Below are 21,770 nucleotides of genomic sequence, written 5' to 3'. Positions count from 1 at the left end.
CATGCAAATTATAGAATTTTTTATTGGTGCATTACTCGCAAATGCGATGCCTCACTTAATTTTTGGACTTACAAAAACGCATTTCCTTGGGCTTTTTGGCTATAGTGCCAAAGGAAACATCGCTTATGCAATACTTCAATTTATAATTGCTTTAGTACTAATATTTGTTAATTATAGCTACAAAGAGTTACTTAATAACGGTTACCTCATTGGAGGAATCACCGTATTGTTTTTATATCTTGTCTTCGGAAAGTTTTTGGTAAAATTCTATGGCAATAAAGCAAAATAGAACAGCTCTTAACTCATTATAATTTTAATTCCCATAAGAATAAAAACCAAACCACTTATTCGGTTTAACCAAATACTAAAATTAGGATTGTGTTTTATTTTATGGGTAAATGTACTTGCAAAAAACGACAGTCCTAAATACCAAACGGTTCCAATTATAGCAAATGTAAATCCTAATATTACAAATGGCACCGGATTTTCTAGTTGTGCAGGACTAATAAACTGCGGAAAGAAAGCTAAAAAGAATAATGCAACTTTCGGGTTTAACGTATTTGTTAAAAATCCAGACCAAAAATCATTCTGTCCTTTTTTTTGTGGTACATTTTTAGTGTTAATTCCTATAACCGTTTTACTGTTTTTAAGTTTTGAAATTCCTAAATAAACTAAGTACACAAACCCTACATATTTAATTACAGTAAATGCTAATGCCGATCTAGAAAGCAATACAGTTAATCCTAAAGCAGCAAAAAAAGTATGTACCAAAACACCTGTATTAACTCCTAAAGAAGCATAAACTCCAGATTTCACACCTTGCCCAATAGATTTATTTAAAACAAAAACGGTATCTATCCCCGGTGTCATTACAAAAATTAATGCGGTAAGCATAAAGGTGATAAAATTTTCGATTCCCATAATACGTTTATTTTTAAGAATTAAACAATTACTAAAAGCAAATTAAACGCTTTGAGAACTCCTTTAAAATACTTATTTTTGATTGATTAATGCAAAAAACGCATTACATATGACGATTCAGCAAATAAAATATTTTTTAGTTTTAGCTAACGAACTTCATTTTTGGAAAACTTCCGAAAAAGTATTCATTTCGCAATCGGCATTAAGCAGACAAATACAAGCGCTTGAAAATGAAATGGGAATGACGCTTTTTGAAAGAAATAAAAGGAATGTAAAACTCACTGATGCGGGAAAATTTCTTCAAAAACATTGGACAAATACCATTAATGAATTGGATCAAATTCACAGACAAGCCAAAAAAATTGATGAAGGTGTATCCGGGTTTGTGTCTATAAGTTATCCGGGATCTATTGCCTTTAAATTTCTACCTAATTTCTTAGAAACCCTAAACCAAAATTTACCCGATTTAAAACTAGAATTAATTGAACCTACAGATGGAAGTCACGAAAATTTATTACTCAATTATGAGATAGATATTGCGTTTAGTAGAGATCATATACAGCATATAAATATCAATTCATTAAAACTTCAAACTGAACCTATTTGCTTGGTTATACCCGATAATCATTGGTTAAATACAGTAGGATTAAAAAATTTAAACGACTTAAAAGATGAGAAATTTATTATTGCAGGTTTACATCAAAAAACATTTTTCGCCTCACTTTTAAGAACTTTTTTTGATAGGAATAACTTTCAGCCTAAAACAATTATTGAATCGGATTTTGGAGGAATGATTTTAAATTTAGTATCAAAAGGTATCGGAATTTCTATCCTACCATGGTCGTTTAAATTTTCAAAATATAAAAACGTAAAATTCATTAAACTCGATGAAAATATTGACTTATATATAAATTGGCGAAAAAATGACCCTAATAAAACAGTGAAAAAAGTATTAGAATATGCAAAATTAGTAGAGTAATTCTATTTGTTATCATTTAACATCACTCACAGATACTTACAACTAATTTTAGTTTTATTTTATGATATAAAAGAGTAAGATATTTCTGATTTTTAGCAATATTGTTACTATCAGCTAAAATAAAATTTATACTAAAATCAAAAGTTATGAAAATTGGAATCTTAGGAATGGGTGGAATTGGAAGTTTCATTGGGGAAAAACTGACTAAAAATTACGAAAATGATTCAGAAACGAATGTCGTTTTTATCTGCCGTAATGAAACTAAAAAAGCTATCAATACAAACGGACTTTCATTAACTTCAGAAGGCGAAACCACAACTATTACACCTTATTTAGCAACTGACGATACTAAAAAAATTGGCGAATTAGACATCTTAATTGTTGCTACAAAATCTTTTTCGTTAGATAATACAATTAGTAAATACCAAGAATGTCTTAAAGAAAACACAGTTATAATTCCGTTGCAAAATGGTGTAAATGCTAAAAATTCTATTCAAGAAAACATAACTCATAATAGCAATAAAATACTAGAAGGTTGTATTTATATTGCCTCTAATATTGACAAACCAGGAGTGGTAAAACATGTTGGTGGTCCAGGAAAAATAGTTTTTGGTAATAGTGACACTGCCGATTACAAATGGGTTGAAGACGTATTAGTAAAAGGAGGTTTAAGCGCAAGTTACACTAAGGATATTAAAACATTTTTATGGAAAAAATATCTTTTTGTATCTCCATTAGCAACAATTACAACCGCATTAAATATCACATTTGGAGAAGTAGTCGAATCTGTAGTACACATGGATTTACTTAAAAAAATGATGCAAGAAATACAGGATTTAGCAGCAAAAAACAACATCACTTTAAGCGATAATGATATTGAAACAGCATTAGGAATGCTTTCTAATTTCCCCCAAAAATCAAAAACATCATTACAATTAGATTTTGAAAACAAGAACAAAAATACCGAAAAAGAGAACCTTGTAGATTACGTTATAAAAGCAAGCGAAGCGTTTGGTATTACTGCTAAAAATTACACAGAAATGAGTGCTAAAATAGTATCGCGCTACAACTTATAAAATTGGTTTTAATTATTTAGAGTTAAAAATTTATACAGTAAAAGCTATGATGAAATGTCATAGCTTTTTTTACACCTAAAAATTATATTATCTTTCCTTTTAGAAAACTATTAGAATTCCATTTATGAAAAGCACCACAATTCTTTTAATATATTGTATTGCCCAATTTTTGTACTCATTTTATGGAATAAAAAAATCATACTATTCTTACAAAAACGCACCAGACTACACATCAATAAGTTTGTTTTTTAGTAAAATAGCAGGTATCATTTTAGCGATAATTCTATTAAGTTTATATTTTTTGGGAATACTACCAAACAACAATTAAATAGTAATTAAAAATAGTGACATACTTTTATCTCTAATTTATTCACTAACTTTAATGCTTAACCACACGGCGACATACAATTACGCGAGTTAAAATCACCCCAAACCACTAAATGAACTTAAAATCAAATTCAACAGAAGATGAAAAAGAATCGCCATTTTATAAAATAAATAAAGATTTTGCTACTGAATTTGAACATTTCATTTTAGAAAAAAACGGCACAGTAAAAGGAAATTATAATGTTTGGTCGTACACCCTTTTCGGGAAAATAGCAACGCCAAATAATTGGATTCTCAAGTATAAAAAAGCAACCTTTTCTTCAGCAAATTTATTACTATCTACAAAGTATCAAAACTTATTGGTATTGGCTGAATGGCAAACAAAAATGATAGGAACTGGTAATTCAGATTTTATTATTCGGAAGAAAACAAAAACCGATTTTATTAAATTAGGGTTCAGTAGCACGGTATCAAAATTTAATATTTACCATAAATATATCATCAAATCCCAAAACAATACATCGGAATTAATCTCTAAACTCACCAAGATATTAGCACCTCTTTTTGAGAGTAAAGAAATTTATAGCGTTGAACACCGACATAATAAACTCTCAATTGAATTGAGAACCGATAAACATCACTTTGAGATATTTAATAAACTCATCAAATTATAAAAGCTAAACACATGACTAAAACTGTATTATACGGTGCCGATTGGTGCCCCGACTGCCGAAGAGCAAAATCATTTTTAAATGATAACAATATTGAATTTACTTTTATTGATGTTGATTTAGATAAAGAAGCCACCCAAAAGGTAGAAGCCATAAACAACGGAAAGCGAATAATACCAACAGTAATTATTAACGATAAATCTTACACAAATCCTGATAATATTGAATTATCTGCTGTTTTAGGTATCAATGAAGTTGGTAGAGTACAATTATTTGGTGCCGATTGGTGTCCGGATTGTAGAAGAGCAAAGAATTTTTTAAGAGATAATTCAGTTAATTTTGAATTTATTGATGTTGATGAACACGATTGGGCAACTGCAAAAGTTGAAGAAATAAATAATGGAAAAAGAATAATTCCAACCGTATTAATTGACGGAAAACCCCATACAAATCCTGATAATGTTACACTAACAGAACTTTTATCAATCAATACAGAAAAAGAACACAAAGTTTTTGACACCATTATAATTGGTGGTGGAGCAGCAGGTTTAACCACCTCTATTTACGCACAAAGAGATCGTTTTGACACACTTATATTAGAAAAGAAAAACATAGGTGGAAATGCCTTCTTAACAGAAAAAATTGAAAATTACCCAGGGTTTACTTCTATTTCTGGTCCTAAATTAATGGACAAAATGGAAGAACAAGCAAAAACCTATGGTGCGGTTATAAAAACCGGTGAAGAAGTTACAAATATCGTCAAGCAAAATGGACTATTTACCATAACCACAAAAGGAACTTCTTATATTGGAAAGTCTGTGGTTTTATCAACGGGATCAACTTATAGATTATTAGGAATTCCTAATGAAACCGAATTAATAGGATCTGGGATTCACTTCTGTGCCACTTGTGATGGTGCGTTTTACAGAGATAAAGATATTATTGTTGTTGGTGGAGGAAATTCAGCTTTAGAAGAAGGAATTTTCTTAGCAGGTTTCTGCAAATCGGTGAAAATTGTACACCGTTCTAAGGCATTTTCAGCGACAGACACTTACGTGGAAAAACTAAAAACGATAGATAATATTTCTACCTATATGGATAAAACATCTGTTGAATTTGTAGCGGGTGAAAACGGTTTATTTCAATCGTTAAAAGTTAAAGATAACGCGACTAATGAAGAAGAATTTATAGCGGCAGATGGTGTATTTATTTTTATTGGATTAATTCCAAACACCACACCGTTTAAAGATGTAATTGCTCTAAATAAAAGTGGTTTTATTACCACTTCTGGTTTAGCAGAAACATCTGTAAAAGGAATATTTGCAGCTGGAGATTGTAGAGAAGGTGCTATTGCCCAAGTTGCAGCAGCTACCGGCGAAGGTGTTTTAGCGAGCTACGGAATTAGAAATTATCTTAAATAACGTTTAGAACGTTACATATAAAATCAATAAAAAAAGCTTCTACATTAACTTGTAGAGGCTTTTTATTGACCTAAATTTAAAACCTGTTATACGTTACGGTTTGCCGCAATAAACCTAAAAAACAAATGACTATATTGTAAGCACTAAAAAGAATTACACGACCCAAATAACCTAAGTCATTTAAAAGAATGGAAGTTAGTAAAATGAATATTTTTACAAGATTCAATATAGAGGCTACTCAATATTTAGAAAAACCATCAGAAAGCTACAAAGTGGTAAAACTAAGAATGAGAGCTTTAATTTTTTTATTAGATTATAGTCTTTTTGGTTTACTTATTTATGGAACATCAGAATTCATTACTATCTTTATTAGCACGATTCCAGATAGTATTCTCTATACTTTATTTGCCTTTTATTCAATTATATTTATCGCAATTGAATATTATTTTGACGGTACAATTTTTAAGATTTTATTCAACATAAGAAATATTTCTACAAGGCATAAAAAACTAGGGATTCACTTTTATATTTTAAAATTCATATTACTAAGACCAACCGCTGTAGTAGCTGCGGCCATATATTTAAATTTCTGCACCGCTATACTTTTATGGTTATTTGGAATTCAAAAAATGTTATTAAAGTTTCTTGACGGAAAAATGCAAGGCATTTGGTACGATACTATTATTGATCAAATAGTTGTAAAAACACCTCTTGAAAATGAATAAGACGTCTAAAAGAAATCCGATTGCTTTTTTTAAATGGATTGCTATATCAATCGTGTTTTTCATCTTAGCGATAAGCCTTTGGGCTGTAGTTTTAAATAAAAATATACTTTCAGAATTACAACATATCAAAATCCCATTATCTAATTATTATGGCGTTTATCATATAGAAGGAGAAATCAATAATGTCCCTATTACTTTTATTTTAGACTCTGGAGCAAGTGAAACTATCATTTCTCAAGCAGAATTAACACAAATAACGAAGTCTTTAAAAACTAATAATACTACGTATTTAGAAGGCATGTATTATAATTTAGCAGACGGTTCAAATGTGTTTTGTAATAGAATTAGTGTTTCTGAAATGGAAATTGGCAACCATAAAGTTAATGATGTGATTATTGCAATAATGCCAAACGAAACCGATAATTTATTAGGTAGAAATGTGCTAGACAAGTTTAAAACTTGGCATATTGATAAAGATAAGAAAGAGTTAACGCTCACAAAATAACTCCTCAAAACAAAAGAGAATAACCAACATTACAGGTTTAAAAAATTCAATTATGTTACATACTATAGAAAACGACAACCTAATTTGTACCATTGATTCTAATGGTGCAGAAATACGTTCACTAAAAGATAAAGCAACAGGAAAAGAGTATATCTGGCAAATAAATACATCAATATGGGGAAGTAGTTCACCCGTATTATTTCCTGCAATTGGAAAAATTAAAGCCGATAAAATTGTGTATAATAACACCGATTACGCAATGACAAAACACGGTATTATTAGAAATAATGACACACTTAGTTTTCAGAAAAATAATACTTCGGAATGTACTTTTACATTGAATAGTTCTTCTGAAACTTTTAAAAAATATCCTTACGCATTTACGTTTTCGGTAACATTTACACTTATCGAAAAACGTTTAATAATGAATTACACTATTGAAAACCGAGACATTGCTCCTATGCAATTTGCCTGTGGAGGTCACACAGCTTACGCTTGTCCGTTATCTGAAAACACAAAATTATCGGATTATGTTATTGAGTTTCCTACGCAATTTCCGCTTAAATCTAGCACATTAGGAGACAGTGGATTATTATCTCAACACACACGCTACATTGAAACCAATAAAGGTGTACTCCCACTTTCAGACACGTTATTTAATGACGATGCTTTGATATTTCCTAATATTGAATGCAACTGGGTAAGACTCCGTAAAAAAGACGAGAAAAAAGGTGTGGTAGTGACGTTTAAAGGATATCCAAATTTAGCGTTATGGTCTAAACCAAAAGCAGATTATGTATGTATTGAACCTTGGCTAGGGCTTCCAGATTCAGAAGATGAATCTGTACAGATAACAGAAAAATCAACTTATAAAACCATTGAACCAGATACTAAGTTTTCGATAGCTATCGAAACTGAAATTGAGTGATTTTAATGCTTCCGCAGCACAAAAAACAATAGGTATCCTTACAGTTTCTTTAAAGCTGTTCGAGTTTTATTTACTAAATTAGAGGCTTTAAATCACCATGTATTTATAACACAAAAATATACTGTGAGATTTTAAAAAAGGCACCTAAATAAGAGAAAATGTTTAGACATCAAGGTAAAAGCAGAACGTTAAAACATAACCTACAAATTGCTACAATTTTATCATTTGTAGCTGGAATTGTAAATATCACGGGATTTCTAGCTTTCAAACAATTAACCACAAATGTAACTGGGCATTTTGCGCTTTTTATTAGTGATGTTGCTAATCTAGATGTTTGGAAGGGAACAGTTTATTTTCTATATATTTTTTCCTTTCTTTTTGGCTCTTTTTTATCAAGTTTTCTAATTGAAAAGTTCAAAAAAAACAAAAGACTTAATGTTTATGTATTACCAACAATTATTGAATGTGTAGTTTTAATTACCATCTCAATAACAAGTAACTTTGGTGAAATCACATATCCAAATCTAATTATTTGTGCCTTACTTTTTGCAATGGGACTTCAAAATTCTTTTGTTACAAAAATTTCAAATGCTGTAGTAAGAACAACGCATCTTACTGGGCTATTTACAGATTTAGGAATTGAATTATCGCAACTATTTTTTCCTGAATTTAAACAACATAGAGAGAAAATAAAGGCCACTATAAAACTGCGCATTTTTATAATTTGCTTCTTCTTTCTTGGAGGATTAATAGCTGGATTTCTTTACTCAAAACTTAACTTAAAGTTGAATACTCTAATTCTTGGAGCCATCAGTTTATTAATTAGTCTATTTTATGATGATTTGAGATATCAATTAATTCGAACAAAAAGAAAATATTCGCAACAAAAAAAGAGTAATGCACAATAACAATCTGTAATGTTTTTAAAAAAAAACAGACAAAAAAAGTACACATAATCTAAAACACATAGTAAAATGGCTACATCATCATTAAAAGATATATTAGATCAAAAAAAAGAAGATTTTAACCGTAATGCAGACGCTACCAAAAAGAAAATATATAAAGATGGTATTGATGCTGTTACCAATACTAACATCTTAAAAACAGCAAAACAAACAGGAGATAAAGCACCAGATTTCACCCTTAATAATGCAACAGGTGATGCTGTAACATTATCTGAATATCTAAAAAAAGGACCTGTAGTACTAACTTGGTATCGCGGTGGTTGGTGCCCATATTGCAACTTAACTTTACGCCAATTACAACAAGAATTACCTAATTTTAAAGCTGAAAACGCAAATTTAATCACCCTAACACCAGAACTTCCTGACAATTCTATAAGTACTGCCGAAAAAAATGAACTCGGTTTTGAAGTTTTAAGTGACCTCAATAATACCATCGCAAAAACGTATGGTATTGTGTTTAAACTGACGGATGATGTGGCTGAAATTTATAATAAAGCTTTTGATATGAATGCTTATAATGGCGACACATCAAACGAGCTTCCACTAGCGGCAACCTACGTTATTAATACCAACGGAGAAATTATATACGCCTTTTTAGATACCGATTACCGTAACAGAGCCGAACCGTCTCAAATTACAGAAGTACTTAAAACTCTAGATAAATAAGAGTAGTATTTACTAGCGCTTATGAGTAATAAGCGCTAGTAATATTTATATAAACGACTCGCAATTAGTTACAATCTTCATCATATATTTTAAAAATTGCTCTGACATCTAATTTACCAAATTCTCCATTTTTTATACGTGTGGCTAACTTTGGGCAGTCTTTTAAATATTTAGAAGCTCTATTTTTAAATTTATTAACTACAGCGCCGTCATAATTTAAATCATAATACTTTTTCTCATTAGGTCTTTTGGCGTAATATAACAACACTATTCCTCCAGAAGTACTTCTTGTTATTCCACCATCATCACTCGCAGTACCGCTATAAATATAACTCTGTGTAACATACAAACTTGCTTTATCATCTCCGCCTTTACTTATTTTGGCTAACAACACATTTCCTAAAGTTGGTACAGATGCAAATAAATATTCTATGCTTTTACCATCTTCTAAAACAATAATTTTAGTAAGATCCTTTTGGTTGTAGCTTTTTTTCTTTGTAGTGCCGTCAGCAACAAACCTAATTTTAGATTTATTAATTTCAATAACCTTACCCGATTTCTCAGTTCCGTCTTTAAAAACTAACCGGTCTTGAGCATAAGAAAACAGAGTAAAGCTTAAACATATAATAAGTAAAATGTATTTCATAATGTGTGTTTTAGTAGCTCACTAAGTTATTATAATAAATACATAAAAGAAACTCATTTTTAAGAATTTATAAAAAATAGAAACTTTTGCCTAATCTCTATAAAACAAATAAATCCAAATAGACCTTGCTAACCTATAATTTATAGTACTCATCATAATTATTATTAAAACAATAATAAAAAAAACGTATAAAGGTGGCAAATCCATATAATGCCAAAAAACAACAAGACCTATTATCATTTGTCCTGCTGCGAGCGCATAACTCACAAACATAGCTCCATAAAAGAAACCTATTTCTCTTTCAAATTTATAGTCACATACAACACACCTATCGTTCATTTCAGGAATATTCAATAATAAAATATTTCCTTTACTTTTAAAAATTTTCCCTTCTTTACAGCTCGGGCATTTACAACTCAAGGCGTTAATAATTTTACTCATAACATCATATTTTATTAGATAGCAAAATTATAACTGTCATGTATTTTTACATATATAATATATTCCCCATTTTTTGTACTTTTAGGACATAAATTATGAAAATACCTATTTTAAATATTAGCCAGTTTAAAGAGTCTGCACCCATCAATGATGTTTATGTAAATTCTTTTTCAAACCATATTCAACTCAATAAAAGTTTAATTAACAAACCTCATACGCATAATTTCTACCTATGTGTACTTTTTACTCAAGGTTCAGGGATACATGAGGTTGATTTTAATTCATATAATATAAAACCAGGAAAGGTGTTTTTTTTAAAACCCGGACAAACACATTTTTGGAAATTTAAGACACAACCTGAAGGATATATATTTTTTCACTCGCAAGAATTTTATGAACTAAAGTTTTTAGAACATAAGCTACATTCTTTTCCCTTTTTTTATTCCAATCAAAACCCACCAGTACTACAATTAACTGCAAATAAAATATCTGAATTAAACTCCAAATTTGAGGAAGTATATACAGAATATCAACAAAAAAGCCTTCTAAGAGAGTTAAAAATAGTTAACGCTATAAGCAATATTTATATAGAATTAACAAGAGTATACACCTTTGAAATTAGTTTAGAGAAACTAAATTCCCCCCATTACCTTAACATTCTTGAAAAAACAGAAAGTTTAATTAACACACATTTTCATAATGAAAAATTACCAAAGTTTTATGCTGATCAATTAAATATAACTACAAAACATCTAAATAGAATTATAAAAACAACAACAGGCAAGACAACAAGCCAGTTAATTTCTGAAAGGCTAATTCTAGAAGCTAAAAGATTGATTGTACATTCTCAAGACAATTTAGCAAATATAGCATACACGCTTCAGTTCTCTGACTATGCCTATTTTTCGACGTATTTTAAATCCAAAACAGGAATAACACCTTTTGATTTTCGTAAAAAATACTTCTAAGTGATTTGTAAATAAACTAATCCTGTTTGTAAACCTATAATAGCAGTTTAGATAGTATTATATCATCTGCAGTACATAGCTATAACAAAATATATAATTTATGACATAAAAAAAACTACCCCAATACGGTTTCCCGTAAATTATTTTTAAAACAAATTATTATATTTCGTTCATTCAAAATAATAAAAACAAATTATGCTTTATAAAAAAGCTTTTGATCTTTTATAATCAACCCATTACTCATAATTGAATCCATATTTTTACTTTGCTTTTTCAATTTGACTTTCGTGTAAAAAGACGATATAATTCAAATCCCTAAAATTGAAGAAACTAAGAAATATGGGTTCAAAAAAATTTACGAATTGGACAGTTTAACTGAGCAAAGCGTTCTACTAAATCTGATAAGAAACCTATATATGAAAGAAAAAATACGGAGTATAATTGAAGATAACACTTCTCAAAAAGGAAAAATATTTGATTATTTCATACAAATTTTAATATTTCTATCACTTATAGCGTTCACAATTGAAACACTTCCTAACAATTCTGAAAACACGATTAATACTCTAAATCTATTTGAATTAATTTGTGTTATCATATTTTCAGCAGAATACATATTAAGAATAGGTGTTTCAAAACATCCTCTTAAATATATTTTTAGTTTTTATGGGATTATTGATTTCTTGGCTATTTTTCCATTCTACTTAAAAGGAGCATATGATTTAAGAGCACTTAGAGTTTTCAGAATATTTAGAATATTCAGAGCTTTAAAATTAATTCGATATAACAAAGCTTTAAATAGATTTCATATTGCTGCTAAAATTGCAAAAGAAGAAATAATTCTATTTTTAATCATTACTTCCATTTTTATTTTTTTAGCATCAGCAGGAATTTACTTCTTTGAAAACGAAGCGCAACCTCAAGTATTTACCTCAGTAATACATAGTGGTTGGTGGGCAATTGTAACATTAACAACAGTAGGCTATGGAGATGTGTATCCAATTACAACCGGTGGTAAAATATTTACTTTTTTCACGCTATTAATTGGCGTAGGAATTGTTACTATTCCTGCCGGATTAATTGCAAGTGCTTTATCTAAAGCTAGAGACATTGAAGAACAAAACAACAAAAAGGAATAGATTATGAATATACTTAATGATATTGTTAGCGGAGCTTCAAGACAATTTGGAAGAGAATTTGGGAGAGCAGGTGCTAACATAATACTTAAAGGTAAAAATGCTTACACAGTTAATGGAACTAGTGATTATTCTGGTAGAATTAAACCATCTGATAGTACAATTATAAAAGCAATTAAAGAGGTACAAAAAATAAAGCAAATACATCAAGACTAATTGAGTTAACTAATTTAATGCTTGCTAATTTTAGAAAAAATTGGTCAAGGTATCATGTATTTTATCTTTTCTTTTACATTTATTCCTGCTATAATTTCCCTTTTTGAATTTATTTCATACTTATCAATGTCAACGCAAAAATTTGATAATCAATTCAATCCCGAATACTGTTATTATAATCAATTTAAAACAATCGACTAATCCTGAAAAACCTACTCTACATTTCACCAATTGTATTTTTATTGAATTGTAATAAAAAAACGCAATAATAATATTTCACCATCACAGCCTTTTTTAGTAAATTACAAACAAGCAGTTAAATTTAAAAAAACACAAACCCATGGCTTCACAAAAACAATGTCCTGAATGTGACGAAAAAATAGTGGGCAGAATAGATAAAAAATTCTGTAGTGATGGTTGCCGAAATGCCTTTAACAACAGAGTTAATAAAGACAGTAAAAACCTTATAAGAAATACCAATAACCGCCTGCGCAAAAACTACCGCATACTAGAAGACCTCAACCCTGAACAGAAAACCAAAACATCGCGCGCCAAACTTATTGAAAAAGGCTTCGATTTTAACTACCACACAAGTATTTATACAACCAAAGCTGGCACCATATATTACTTTGTGTACAACCAAGGCTATCTCCCGTTAGAAGGCGACTATTACGCACTCGTAAAACGTGACGACTAAATAAGTCCAGTTTTAATTTATATTTTCGTAAATTGAAAAGACCAACAAACACGTACTTCTTATGTTTAAAAAAATTATAGCATTTGCGCTTATTCTAGTCGCAATATATTGGAGTTTTTCGGCATTATTGCCTTCAAAAATATCTCAATTAGACGCCAATAACAATACATTTTCTACCCAACGCGCCTTAGTGCATCTTAAAGAAATAAGTAAAACGCCACATTATGTAGGGAGCGAAACGCATGATGACGTAATGCGTTACATTGTACAAGAATTACAAAAATTAGGACTACAAACCCAAATTCAAGAAGGCTATAGTTATAATAAAAAATGGGGAAGTCTTACCCAAGTCAAAAATATTTTAGCACGTGTAAAAGGGAGCGACAATACCAAAGCATTATTACTATTATCACATTATGATAGTAGTCCGCATTCTTCTTTTGGAGCTAGTGATGCTGGATCGGGAGTTGTCACCATCCTAGAAGGTGTAAGAGCTTTTTTAAACACTAATAAAACACCCAAAAACGACCTCATCATCTTACTTACAGATGCCGAAGAACTCGGTCTTAACGGCGCCGATGTTTTTGTAAATCAACATGAATGGGCTAAAGATGTTGGCTTAGTCTTAAATTTTGAAGCACGTGGTAGCGGAGGTCCAAGTTATATGCTGGCAGAAACTAATGGCGGAAACAGTAAAATGATAGACGGTTTTAAAGCTGCAAATCCTGAGTTTCCGGTTACAAATTCACTCGCCTATAGCGTATACAAAAAACTCCCTAACGATACCGATCTTACTTATTTTAGAGAAGACGGAAACATACAAGGTTTTAATTTTGCCTTTATTGACGATCATTTTGATTACCATACAGCTTTAGACAATTACGAACGCTTAGATCGCGAAACATTAGAGCATCAAGGAAGTTATCTAATGCCACTACTCGCCTATTTCAGTCAAGCAGATTTAACCACTTTAACGAGTCAAACAGATGATGTGTATTTTAATGTCCCACTATTTAAAACCATCAGTTATCCCAACACATGGATTTTTCCAATGCTACTTTTCGCTATAATTTTATTTATTGCTTTAGTACTTTACGGAATAAAAAAACATACACTCAGCTACAAACAAATAGGTATTGGAATGCTTCCAGGGATTGCCGCTTTAGCTATTAACGGAATTATTGGTTTTTTCGGTTGGAAAACCCTCACCGCATTATATCCTAATTACAACGAAATTCTACATGGTTTCACCTACAACGGACATACCTATATTTTAGCATTTGCTTTGCTTTCTGCAGGAATTTGTATGTGGCTTTACAATAAAGTGTACAAACCCGAAAACACCGCGAGTTTAACCGCTGGTCCAATTGTATTATGGCTTATTATTTGTACGCTTATAGCTTTGTATCTAGAAGGTGCAAGCTTTTTTATCATTCCGGTATATTTTGCACTTATTAGTCTTTTTATACTTGTAAGACAGAAAAAACCTAACCTAATTGTATTAGCATTATTATTATTTCCGGCACTTACCATATTGTCTCCATTTGTAAAAATGTTTCCGGTAGGTTTAGGCTTAAAAACCATAATTGCTGCAACATTATTAGTGGCTTTAATTTTTTCGCTTTGTATGTCCTTATTAGGATTCTTCCGAAGAAAACACCTCATCGCCTATGCTTTATTAATAGGAGCTTTGGTGAGTTTTATGGTGGCACATTTCAATTCTACTTTTAATACTGAACATCCAAAACCAAACAGTTTAGTTTATATGTTAGATGCAGATAATAACACAGCAGCCTGGGCAACTTATGATCATATATTAGATGATTGGACCAAAGCTTATCTTACCGAAAATCCTACAGAAATTTTACAAGATGAAAAAATAGTAACCGCTAGTAAATACAAAACCGAAATGACTTTTAGTAAAAGCACAACGGTAAAACCAATTGAGCAACCAACTATTAAAATACTAAAAGATACCGTAATTGGAGAGTTAAAACATGTACGATTACTCATTACACCTAACCGAAAAGTAAACCGTATTGAAGTGTTTGCTGACACAACAAATACTTTTAATTCTTTCAAAGCTAATACAGTACAAATTACTAAAGATATAGATGAGCAGTTTGTTTTTGAAAACCGAAAACAAGACCGTTTATTAATTTATTACCTCACAAAAGACAACTTTTTGGATTTAGAATTTACAGTACCTAAAACACAAAAGACAACTTTTAAAATTCTAGAAGCGTCATTTAATCTATTAACCGACCCAATGTTTAACGTTCCTGAACGTCCAGAAACTACAATACCTAAACCATTTATTATAAACGATGCTGTAGTAATTAAAAAAACGATAACTGTCCCATCAAATAATTAGTATTCTTTTAATGCCAAATACCGTTAATTTTTATAGTTTTAAGCTTTTAAAAAATCAAACAATGAAAAAACTCATACTCTTAGTTATTATTATGGTCTCTGGCCACATAACCGCACAAACCAAAACAGAATTAGTAAAGCATTTTGAAGCTTACTACCAACAAATGAAAACACAAGGAGATGTACAAGGCGTTATAAATGCCATGACGCATCTAGATGTTTTAGCACCATCTCAAGCCAGAAAAGATACTTTAGCTTATGTTTATGTTTCTGAAGGAAGAAACCTAGAAGCTTTAAATACTATTGGAGTTGATAAAAACCCTACCGATTCTGATATTAACATCGAAGTAAAAGCGTTGGCGCTTAAAGCCATCAATCAGCCAAAATTAGCCTTAGAGCAATACGAAAGATTATTTGCTAAAAACCCAAGTGCATATTTAGCTTATGAAATGGCCGACTTAAAAGTACAAACACAAGATTTAGAAGGGGCTAAAAAAGCAATAGAGTACGGTTTAGCTAACGTAACTACAGAAATGAAACGTCCGTTTTACGAAACACAACAACCTTACGAAACCTCATTAAAAGCTGCTTTATTATACATAAAAGCGCTTGTAAATTTCAATGAAAACAAAACAGAAAACGTAGAGAGTGCATTGGCAATTATAAATCATGCTTTAGTTATTGATCCTAATTTTAATATGGCAAAAATTACTAAAGACGCTTTGTTATCTATCAAAAAACAATAATAACAACCTTTATTAAATACAAAAAAGCAGCTTTACAGCTGCTTTTTTTATATTATAATACCAAATAGTATTACCAAATTCTTACTCTGTTTTCTGGTGCAACATACATTGCATCACCTTCTTTAATATCAAACGCATCGTAAAACGCATCTAAATTTTGAAGTGGCATTACCGCTCTGTACATTCCTGGAGAATGTGTATTTGTTTTTATTTGATTACGTAACGCATCGTCTGTCATTTTTGTTCTCCAAATAGTAGCCCAAGACATAAATAAACGTTGTTCTGGAGAGAATCCATCAATATCTGATGGTCTTCCGTTTTCTTTCATATATAATTGAAGTCCGTCGTAAGCAGCGTTAATACCACCTAAATCTCCAATATTTTCACCTAAAGTAAAATCGCCATTTAAGTGTGTTTCTGGTAACGCTTCAACAGCACTAAATTGTGCAGATAATTGCTCACCTAATACTTTAAATTGTGCTAAATCGTCTTCTGTCCACCAGTTATTTAAGTTTCCATCAGCATCATATCTAGATCCAGAATCATCAAAACAGTGAGAAATCTCATGTCCAATAACGGCTCCAATTCCACCATAATTTACAGCAGCATCAGCTTTATAGTTATAAAAAGGCGGTTGTAATATCGCTGCAGGAAATACAATCTCGTTATAAGGAGGCATAAAGTAGGCGTTCACAACTTGCGGTGCCATTAACCATTCACTTTTATCTACTGCTTTTCCTAATTTGTTTAACTCATCGTTAAAGCTCCATTTTGCATAGTTGCTCATATTTTCATAATATGATCCACCATCGGCAACACTTTTTACTTGTAATTCAGAATAGTCTTTCCACTCATCTGGATAAGCGATTTTAACATTCATTTTCTGAAGTTTCTCAATAGCTTTCAATTTAGTTTCAGGAGTCATCCATTCTAAATTCTGAATTCTATTTTCAAAAGCTAACATGATATTTTTAATCATTTTTTCAGCTTTCGCTTTAGCTTCCGGAGGAAACATTTCATCTACATATAATTTACCTAAAGCTTCACCAACAGTTCCGTTAATGGTTGCTAAGGCACGTTCTTCGGCAGGACGTTGTTCTTTAGCGCCTGTTAATTCTTTACTGTAAAATTCCCAGTTAGCTTGTCCTATTTCTGTACTTAATAATCCTGCTGAACCATCAATAAGTGTCCAACGTAAATAGTTTTTCCATGAAGCCACTTTGTTTTCACTTAAAATAGTGTTTAAAGCTTTAAAGTATCCAGGATCTGAAACGATAACGGTATCTAAACTTTTAGCACCAATACCTGCAAAATAAGCTTCCCAGTTGACAGCTGGTGTTAGGTCTTTTAAATCTTTAATTGCTTTTGGGTTAAAACGCTTACGTGCATCTCTACGTTCTTCTTTTGTCATTCTTGGCGTTGCCATACGAGTTTCAAAAGCTAAAACATCATCTGCATTAGCTTTCGCTTCAGCTTCAGTATCGCCAATAAATGTTAACATACGTGCAATGTGTGCGCGATATTTTTCTAATTTCTCTTTAGTATCGGCATCTTGATCTACATAGTAATCACGACTTAATCCTAATTGTCCGCCACCTAAATATCCAGCGTTAATACTACTGTTTTTAGGATGAGAGCCAACGCCAAATCCAAAAAATCCTGCACCACCTGTAGCTTGTGCTTCAATTAAAAAGGCTTGTAAATCGTTGCTATTTTTAATGGCGTCAATTTTAGCTAAATCTGCTTTTATAGGAGCAATACCTTGTTGGTTTCTAGTTACCGTATCCATAATGGTTTGGAATAACTGCACCGCTTTTTCTTGGTCTGATCCTGGTAATACCTCAATTTTTTTAAGGTCTTTATCTGTTGACATGGCTGCTTTTAAAATGGCTAAAGCATCATTATCTGTTTTTTGTCTTAATTCATCAAAACTTCCCCAACGTGTTCTATCACTTGGTATTTTGTTTTCGTCTAACCATGTACCGTTTACATGTCTAAAAAAATCGTCATTCGCTTTGACGTTTTTGTCCATGTAATCTAAATTAATCCCTGGAATAGTTTCAGCTACGGTTTCAGTGGCAGCAGTTTCTGGCTTTTTATCATCTTTACAGGCTACTAGAGTCGTTAAAGCAATTGCAGATACCGCCAATACTTGTTTCATATTGGTTTTCATAATTACGTATAAATTTAATTGGATATAAAATTAATTACTAATTGGTCGCCACCATTTAAGAAAGGTTACATCTTAACATAAAATTAAGAGTAAAGTAAATCAAAAATAGAAACTAAAATTAGTTATAATGGTTTATTAATATTATTAGCATCGAGCTCAAACTTCTTATTAATCTGAAGATTAAGATTAGAAACTGTCACTAAAAGTTCTTCAATTACAGTTAATAGTTCTTTTTTAGTGGTGCCGTTAAGGTTAATAAGACTATTTAGTTTTAAAGATTTAGTTTCAATAACGGTTAGTCGTGCTTTTACAATCGAGTTATTAATTATTGGTGGCGCATCTGTTTTTAAATCCGTTACAAATGCTTTTACTAGAGAGTCGCTTCCTGAGAAAAATGATAAATCACCTTTTTTTAAAAATTCAACCTGTGTATTTAACTCTTGGTATTGTTGCCAATCACTAATTTTTCTTTTAGCAACTTTACTTAATCTGTACTCTGTGTATTTAAATTTAGCAATGTCTTTACTCGTAATACGTGTACTGTCTTGTTGGATTTCGCTTGGAGGACCATCGGGACGTTGGCGTTTATCTGAATTACAATTGAATACAGTAAACAGTATAAGGCTGAGTAATATCACTTTAAAATAATTCATAATCGAGCGGCTTTTTAAGACTGTAAATATAATTAAACTAATTTGTTTAACCGCTCATCACTTTTTTATATAAATCTGTTTTGTTGCCCCTAAATTCTTCCTACTTTTGCAAAAAACATATACTATGTCATCTAAAATTTTAATCATTGGAGCTTGCGGGCAAATTGGGTCTGAGCTTACCGGTAGACTAAGAGCTATTCACGGAAAAGATAACGTGGTAGCAAGTGATATTAACTATAATAATGTAAACCTTGTAAACTCAGGGACATTTGAGATTGTTGATGCGCAAGATTATACGTCTGTTAAAGTTTGTGTTGAAAAACATCAAATTGATACGGTATATCTTATGGCTGCAATGCTAAGTGCTACTGGTGAAAAATATCCTGTAAAAGCATGGGACCTAAATATGGACTCGTTATTCCATATCTTAAATTTAGCTAAAGATGGGTTTATTAAAAAAGTGTTTTGGCCATCTAGTATTGCTGTTTTTGGACCAACAACACCAAAAGATAATACGCCTCAACGCACTGTAATGGAACCTACAACAGTTTACGGAATTACAAAACAAGTAGGTGAACGCTGGTGTGAATATTACTTTAACAAATACAATGTAGATGTAAGAAGTATTAGATACCCAGGTATTATAAGCTGGAAAACACTTCCGGGTGGAGGAACTACAGATTATGCCGTAGATATTTATCACAAAGCCATTGCAAACGGTAAATACGAGTGTTTTTTAAGTGAAAATACAGAATTACCAATGATGTTTATGGATGATGCTATTAATGCAACTGTAAAACTTATGCAAGCGCCTCAAGAAAGTGTAGCCATAAGATCATCTTACAATATTGCAGCAATGAGCTTTACACCAACACAAATTGCTGAAAATATTAAAAAACATATTCCGGAGTTTGAAATTAGCTACGCACCAGATTTCAGACAAGAGATTGCTGATAGCTGGCCAAAATCTATTGACGACACCGAAGCAAAACAAGATTGGGGTTGGGCACCAACCTTTGATCTGGATAAAATGACAGAAGAAATGCTAACTAACCTTAGTAAGAAAAAATAAAAGTGATAGTAATCATTTATAAAAGCTACACAATTTGTGTGGCTTTTTTTTTGTGGTATGCTTATTATAAACAATAACCATTCGCCCTCCATAGATACTCCATAGATACTCCATAGATACTCCATAGATACTCCATAGATACTCCGTAGATACTCCGTAGATACTCCGTAGATAGTCCATGAGAATTATTAAAGAATATAAACGTCTTATTTAAGTCAATTTTAAAAAGTAAAATAATTTAAGAACAAGCTTTACAAACACCGGTTAACATACAATTTACACTTTCAACTTGGTAACCTTCTGGAATTGAAAAATCAACTTCACTAGGAAGACACTCAACAGTATCACAAACCGTACATTTAAAATGAAAATGCTGATGATTAGAGGCTTTTACATGATAAGATTCGCATAACGCAAAATATTGCTTGCCATCTTCCGCAATAACCTTATGCAACACGCCATCATCACAAAAACGATTTAAAACACGGTAAATTGTAGCTCGGTTAATAGCAATAGAAATAGCTTCTTCTATCGCATCCTGACTCATAGCTTGTCCTGCTTTTGTAATAACACTTAAAACAGCGTCTTTACTAGGTGTATTTCTTCTTTTCATTGTTAATGCGATTTATTTGCAATAATTTATTGCGACAGCATTGCAATATTATAAATAAATAATATATTTGCAAAACCAACTAACGCGACATTGTTGCGTTAAATAATTTTTCAAGTCGATTATAAATGAATAAATCAAAAAATTTCACTCTAGATATTATAGCATTATCAAGCTCATTAATTTGCGCTATACATTGTGCATTATTACCAGTGTTACTTTCATTTTCTTCTTTAAGTGGTTTATATTTTTTAAACAATCCGCTTATAGAATGGACATGTATTGGTTTAAGTTTAATATTTATACTCACCTCACTTTGGCCGAGTTACAAAAGTAAACACCACAAAACCAAACCTTTAAAATTTGCTTTATTAGGATTTATATGTATAGCGTTAAGCAGACTTCATTTTACACATATATGGGAAATAACCAATACTGTTATAGGTGCTAGTTTTGTGGCTTATGCACATTATTTAAATTGGAAACTACTAAGAGTAGAAGCCAAAAAACAATAAAATAACACCTCAACATATTTCAAAATTTAGTAGTACTAAATGAAAAATAGCATCACATATTTTTTTATTATTCTATTTCTATCTTTAAAGATGGTAGGTCTTCATGCGCTTACTCATGAAGACGAAATGAATGATACACACTGTGAAATTTGTGATCACGCAGTTATTAATAATTCAACCCCACTAGTAACTCTAATCCCTCAAGAGTTTTTAATTGAAAACACAGAATTAATCATTAGTAAACCTTCTATAAAACACTACCGTTTTATAAATTCTTATACTATTGCTAATGATCAATTGTTTTGTAGACCCCCTCCCTTTACACTATAAATCCCCCTAT

At 31.1% G+C, this 21,770-nt stretch carries 25 protein-coding genes; 19 read left to right on the top strand and 6 right to left on the bottom strand.

The annotated features are described in order from the left end of the window. Window position 1: 1 nt before the first annotated feature. Window positions 2-289, top strand: a complete 288-nt coding sequence (locus tag ACU4C5_RS06060) for a hypothetical protein (protein ID WP_446846163.1) — start codon at window positions 2-4, stop codon at window positions 287-289. An 8-nt stretch (window positions 290-297) separates the two neighbouring features. Here ACU4C5_RS06060 and ACU4C5_RS06055 read toward each other — a convergent pair whose 3' ends face one another. Next, window positions 298-921: a LysE family translocator gene (locus ACU4C5_RS06055; protein ID WP_446846162.1), complete on the bottom strand. Its 624-nt coding sequence runs from the start codon at window positions 919-921 to the stop codon at window positions 298-300. A 109-nt stretch (window positions 922-1,030) separates the two neighbouring features. Between ACU4C5_RS06055 and ACU4C5_RS06050 the strand changes: the two genes are divergently transcribed. The 9 genes from ACU4C5_RS06050 (at window position 1,031) to ACU4C5_RS06010 (ending at window position 9,184) form a co-directional block, all read left to right on the top strand. Continuing rightward, complete coding sequence (locus ACU4C5_RS06050) at window positions 1,031-1,900, top strand: LysR family transcriptional regulator (RefSeq protein WP_446846161.1); 870 nt, start codon at window positions 1,031-1,033, stop codon at window positions 1,898-1,900. Between the two features lie 146 nt (window positions 1,901-2,046). Next, window positions 2,047-2,976 (top strand): ketopantoate reductase family protein, encoded by a 930-nt coding sequence (locus ACU4C5_RS06045; RefSeq protein ID WP_446846160.1) that lies wholly within the window; start codon window positions 2,047-2,049, stop codon window positions 2,974-2,976. A 440-nt stretch (window positions 2,977-3,416) separates the two neighbouring features. Continuing rightward, a complete protein-coding gene (locus ACU4C5_RS06040) occupies window positions 3,417-3,977 on the top strand; it encodes a hypothetical protein (protein WP_446846159.1) in 561 nt (186 codons plus the stop codon). 11 nt (window positions 3,978-3,988) lie between these two features. Next, window positions 3,989-5,395 (top strand): FAD-dependent oxidoreductase, encoded by a 1,407-nt coding sequence (locus ACU4C5_RS06035; RefSeq protein ID WP_446846158.1) that lies wholly within the window; start codon window positions 3,989-3,991, stop codon window positions 5,393-5,395. Between the two features lie 188 nt (window positions 5,396-5,583). Beyond that, window positions 5,584-6,120, top strand: a complete 537-nt coding sequence (locus ACU4C5_RS06030; protein ID WP_446846157.1) for a hypothetical protein — start codon at window positions 5,584-5,586, stop codon at window positions 6,118-6,120. Further along, the gene (locus ACU4C5_RS06025) at window positions 6,113-6,625 is read left to right on the top strand and encodes a retropepsin-like aspartic protease family protein (protein WP_446846156.1); all 513 of its coding nucleotides are present in this window, start codon (window positions 6,113-6,115) and stop codon (window positions 6,623-6,625) included. Before ACU4C5_RS06030 ends, ACU4C5_RS06025 begins: the two co-directional genes overlap by 8 nt. A gap of 52 nt (window positions 6,626-6,677) precedes the next feature. Beyond that, a complete protein-coding gene (locus ACU4C5_RS06020) occupies window positions 6,678-7,553 on the top strand; it encodes an aldose 1-epimerase family protein (protein WP_446846155.1) in 876 nt (291 codons plus the stop codon). Window positions 7,554-7,711: 158 nt separating this feature from the next. Next, window positions 7,712-8,461 (top strand): YoaK family protein, encoded by a 750-nt coding sequence (locus tag ACU4C5_RS06015; protein WP_446846154.1) that lies wholly within the window; start codon window positions 7,712-7,714, stop codon window positions 8,459-8,461. A 66-nt stretch (window positions 8,462-8,527) separates the two neighbouring features. After that, the gene (locus ACU4C5_RS06010) at window positions 8,528-9,184 is read left to right on the top strand and encodes a peroxiredoxin-like family protein (RefSeq protein WP_446846153.1); all 657 of its coding nucleotides are present in this window, start codon (window positions 8,528-8,530) and stop codon (window positions 9,182-9,184) included. 64 nt (window positions 9,185-9,248) lie between these two features. Here ACU4C5_RS06010 and ACU4C5_RS06005 read toward each other — a convergent pair whose 3' ends face one another. Together ACU4C5_RS06005 and ACU4C5_RS06000 are read right to left on the bottom strand one after the other, a co-directional pair. Further along, a complete protein-coding gene (locus tag ACU4C5_RS06005; protein ID WP_446846152.1) occupies window positions 9,249-9,830 on the bottom strand; it encodes a hypothetical protein in 582 nt (193 codons plus the stop codon). Window positions 9,831-9,920: 90 nt separating this feature from the next. Further along, entirely contained in the window at window positions 9,921-10,271 is a 351-nt protein-coding gene (locus ACU4C5_RS06000; protein WP_446846151.1) for a DUF983 domain-containing protein, read from the bottom strand. 95 nt (window positions 10,272-10,366) lie between these two features. On the opposite strand from ACU4C5_RS06000, the gene ACU4C5_RS05995 reads away from it, so the two are divergent. The 6 genes from ACU4C5_RS05995 to ACU4C5_RS05970 all read left to right on the top strand — a co-directional run bounded on the left by ACU4C5_RS05995 (window position 10,367) and on the right by ACU4C5_RS05970 (window position 16,407). Next, on the top strand, window positions 10,367-11,239 hold the full coding sequence (locus ACU4C5_RS05995) for an AraC family transcriptional regulator (RefSeq protein WP_446846150.1): 873 nt from the start codon (window positions 10,367-10,369) through the stop codon (window positions 11,237-11,239). 416 nt (window positions 11,240-11,655) lie between these two features. Further along, window positions 11,656-12,378, top strand: a complete 723-nt coding sequence (locus ACU4C5_RS05990; protein ID WP_446846149.1) for an ion transporter — start codon at window positions 11,656-11,658, stop codon at window positions 12,376-12,378. A gap of 3 nt (window positions 12,379-12,381) precedes the next feature. Next, the gene (locus ACU4C5_RS05985; protein ID WP_446846148.1) at window positions 12,382-12,591 is read left to right on the top strand and encodes a hypothetical protein; all 210 of its coding nucleotides are present in this window, start codon (window positions 12,382-12,384) and stop codon (window positions 12,589-12,591) included. Window positions 12,592-12,931: 340 nt separating this feature from the next. Beyond that, window positions 12,932-13,288 (top strand): hypothetical protein, encoded by a 357-nt coding sequence (locus ACU4C5_RS05980; RefSeq protein ID WP_446846147.1) that lies wholly within the window; start codon window positions 12,932-12,934, stop codon window positions 13,286-13,288. 61 nt (window positions 13,289-13,349) lie between these two features. Further along, on the top strand, window positions 13,350-15,662 hold the full coding sequence (locus ACU4C5_RS05975) for a M28 family peptidase (RefSeq protein ID WP_446846146.1): 2,313 nt from the start codon (window positions 13,350-13,352) through the stop codon (window positions 15,660-15,662). Window positions 15,663-15,723: 61 nt separating this feature from the next. Next, a complete protein-coding gene (locus tag ACU4C5_RS05970; RefSeq protein ID WP_446846145.1) occupies window positions 15,724-16,407 on the top strand; it encodes a tetratricopeptide repeat protein in 684 nt (227 codons plus the stop codon). A gap of 70 nt (window positions 16,408-16,477) precedes the next feature. Here ACU4C5_RS05970 and ACU4C5_RS05965 read toward each other — a convergent pair whose 3' ends face one another. Together ACU4C5_RS05965 and ACU4C5_RS05960 are read right to left on the bottom strand one after the other, a co-directional pair. Next, complete coding sequence (locus tag ACU4C5_RS05965; RefSeq protein ID WP_446846144.1) at window positions 16,478-18,568, bottom strand: M13 family metallopeptidase; 2,091 nt, start codon at window positions 18,566-18,568, stop codon at window positions 16,478-16,480. Window positions 18,569-18,702: 134 nt separating this feature from the next. After that, complete coding sequence (locus ACU4C5_RS05960) at window positions 18,703-19,233, bottom strand: hypothetical protein (protein ID WP_446846143.1); 531 nt, start codon at window positions 19,231-19,233, stop codon at window positions 18,703-18,705. A gap of 124 nt (window positions 19,234-19,357) precedes the next feature. Between ACU4C5_RS05960 and ACU4C5_RS05955 the strand changes: the two genes are divergently transcribed. After that, a complete protein-coding gene (locus ACU4C5_RS05955) occupies window positions 19,358-20,305 on the top strand; it encodes an NAD-dependent epimerase/dehydratase family protein (protein WP_446846142.1) in 948 nt (315 codons plus the stop codon). Window positions 20,306-20,543: 238 nt separating this feature from the next. On the opposite strand, the gene ACU4C5_RS05950 is transcribed toward ACU4C5_RS05955, so the two are convergent. Continuing rightward, window positions 20,544-20,918: a Fur family transcriptional regulator gene (locus ACU4C5_RS05950; protein WP_446846141.1), complete on the bottom strand. Its 375-nt coding sequence runs from the start codon at window positions 20,916-20,918 to the stop codon at window positions 20,544-20,546. Window positions 20,919-21,043: 125 nt separating this feature from the next. On the opposite strand from ACU4C5_RS05950, the gene ACU4C5_RS05945 reads away from it, so the two are divergent. Both ACU4C5_RS05945 and ACU4C5_RS05940 read left to right on the top strand, forming a co-directional pair. Continuing rightward, window positions 21,044-21,430, top strand: coding sequence for a MerC domain-containing protein (locus ACU4C5_RS05945; RefSeq protein ID WP_446846140.1), 387 nt, complete (start codon window positions 21,044-21,046; stop codon window positions 21,428-21,430). Window positions 21,431-21,469: 39 nt separating this feature from the next. Beyond that, window positions 21,470-21,760 (top strand): hypothetical protein, encoded by a 291-nt coding sequence (locus ACU4C5_RS05940; protein ID WP_446846139.1) that lies wholly within the window; start codon window positions 21,470-21,472, stop codon window positions 21,758-21,760. Window positions 21,761-21,770 lie beyond the last annotated feature (10 nt).

Source organism: Lacinutrix undariae (assembly GCF_052934785.1).
This window is presented reverse-complemented; position numbering and strand designations above follow the sequence as displayed.

Excerpts from the sequence above, each read along its gene's own strand:
- ACU4C5_RS06005 (WP_446846152.1), bottom strand. The coding sequence starts at position 9,830 with ATGAAATACATTTTACTTATTATATGTTTAAGCTTTACTCTGTTTTCT.
- ACU4C5_RS05985 (WP_446846148.1), top strand. The coding sequence starts at position 12,382 with ATGAATATACTTAATGATATTGTTAGCGGAGCTTCAAGACAATTTGGA.
- ACU4C5_RS06020 (WP_446846155.1), top strand. The coding sequence starts at position 6,678 with ATGTTACATACTATAGAAAACGACAACCTAATTTGTACCATTGATTCT.
- ACU4C5_RS05960 (WP_446846143.1), bottom strand. The coding sequence starts at position 19,233 with ATGAATTATTTTAAAGTGATATTACTCAGCCTTATACTGTTTACTGTA.
- ACU4C5_RS06040 (WP_446846159.1), top strand. The coding sequence starts at position 3,417 with ATGAACTTAAAATCAAATTCAACAGAAGATGAAAAAGAATCGCCATTT.
- ACU4C5_RS05975 (WP_446846146.1), top strand. The coding sequence starts at position 13,350 with ATGTTTAAAAAAATTATAGCATTTGCGCTTATTCTAGTCGCAATATAT.
- ACU4C5_RS05970 (WP_446846145.1), top strand. The coding sequence starts at position 15,724 with ATGAAAAAACTCATACTCTTAGTTATTATTATGGTCTCTGGCCACATA.
- ACU4C5_RS06055 (WP_446846162.1), bottom strand. The coding sequence starts at position 921 with ATGGGAATCGAAAATTTTATCACCTTTATGCTTACCGCATTAATTTTT.
- ACU4C5_RS05990 (WP_446846149.1), top strand. The coding sequence starts at position 11,656 with ATGAAAGAAAAAATACGGAGTATAATTGAAGATAACACTTCTCAAAAA.
- ACU4C5_RS06060 (WP_446846163.1), top strand. The coding sequence starts at position 2 with ATGCAAATTATAGAATTTTTTATTGGTGCATTACTCGCAAATGCGATG.
- ACU4C5_RS06015 (WP_446846154.1), top strand. The coding sequence starts at position 7,712 with ATGTTTAGACATCAAGGTAAAAGCAGAACGTTAAAACATAACCTACAA.
- ACU4C5_RS05940 (WP_446846139.1), top strand. The coding sequence starts at position 21,470 with ATGAAAAATAGCATCACATATTTTTTTATTATTCTATTTCTATCTTTA.
- ACU4C5_RS05965 (WP_446846144.1), bottom strand. The coding sequence starts at position 18,568 with ATGAAACAAGTATTGGCGGTATCTGCAATTGCTTTAACGACTCTAGTA.
- ACU4C5_RS05950 (WP_446846141.1), bottom strand. The coding sequence starts at position 20,918 with ATGAAAAGAAGAAATACACCTAGTAAAGACGCTGTTTTAAGTGTTATT.
- ACU4C5_RS05980 (WP_446846147.1), top strand. The coding sequence starts at position 12,932 with ATGGCTTCACAAAAACAATGTCCTGAATGTGACGAAAAAATAGTGGGC.
- ACU4C5_RS06025 (WP_446846156.1), top strand. The coding sequence starts at position 6,113 with ATGAATAAGACGTCTAAAAGAAATCCGATTGCTTTTTTTAAATGGATT.
- ACU4C5_RS05995 (WP_446846150.1), top strand. The coding sequence starts at position 10,367 with ATGAAAATACCTATTTTAAATATTAGCCAGTTTAAAGAGTCTGCACCC.
- ACU4C5_RS05945 (WP_446846140.1), top strand. The coding sequence starts at position 21,044 with ATGAATAAATCAAAAAATTTCACTCTAGATATTATAGCATTATCAAGC.
- ACU4C5_RS05955 (WP_446846142.1), top strand. The coding sequence starts at position 19,358 with ATGTCATCTAAAATTTTAATCATTGGAGCTTGCGGGCAAATTGGGTCT.
- ACU4C5_RS06050 (WP_446846161.1), top strand. The coding sequence starts at position 1,031 with ATGACGATTCAGCAAATAAAATATTTTTTAGTTTTAGCTAACGAACTT.
- ACU4C5_RS06045 (WP_446846160.1), top strand. The coding sequence starts at position 2,047 with ATGAAAATTGGAATCTTAGGAATGGGTGGAATTGGAAGTTTCATTGGG.
- ACU4C5_RS06035 (WP_446846158.1), top strand. The coding sequence starts at position 3,989 with ATGACTAAAACTGTATTATACGGTGCCGATTGGTGCCCCGACTGCCGA.
- ACU4C5_RS06030 (WP_446846157.1), top strand. The coding sequence starts at position 5,584 with ATGGAAGTTAGTAAAATGAATATTTTTACAAGATTCAATATAGAGGCT.
- ACU4C5_RS06000 (WP_446846151.1), bottom strand. The coding sequence starts at position 10,271 with ATGAGTAAAATTATTAACGCCTTGAGTTGTAAATGCCCGAGCTGTAAA.
- ACU4C5_RS06010 (WP_446846153.1), top strand. The coding sequence starts at position 8,528 with ATGGCTACATCATCATTAAAAGATATATTAGATCAAAAAAAAGAAGAT.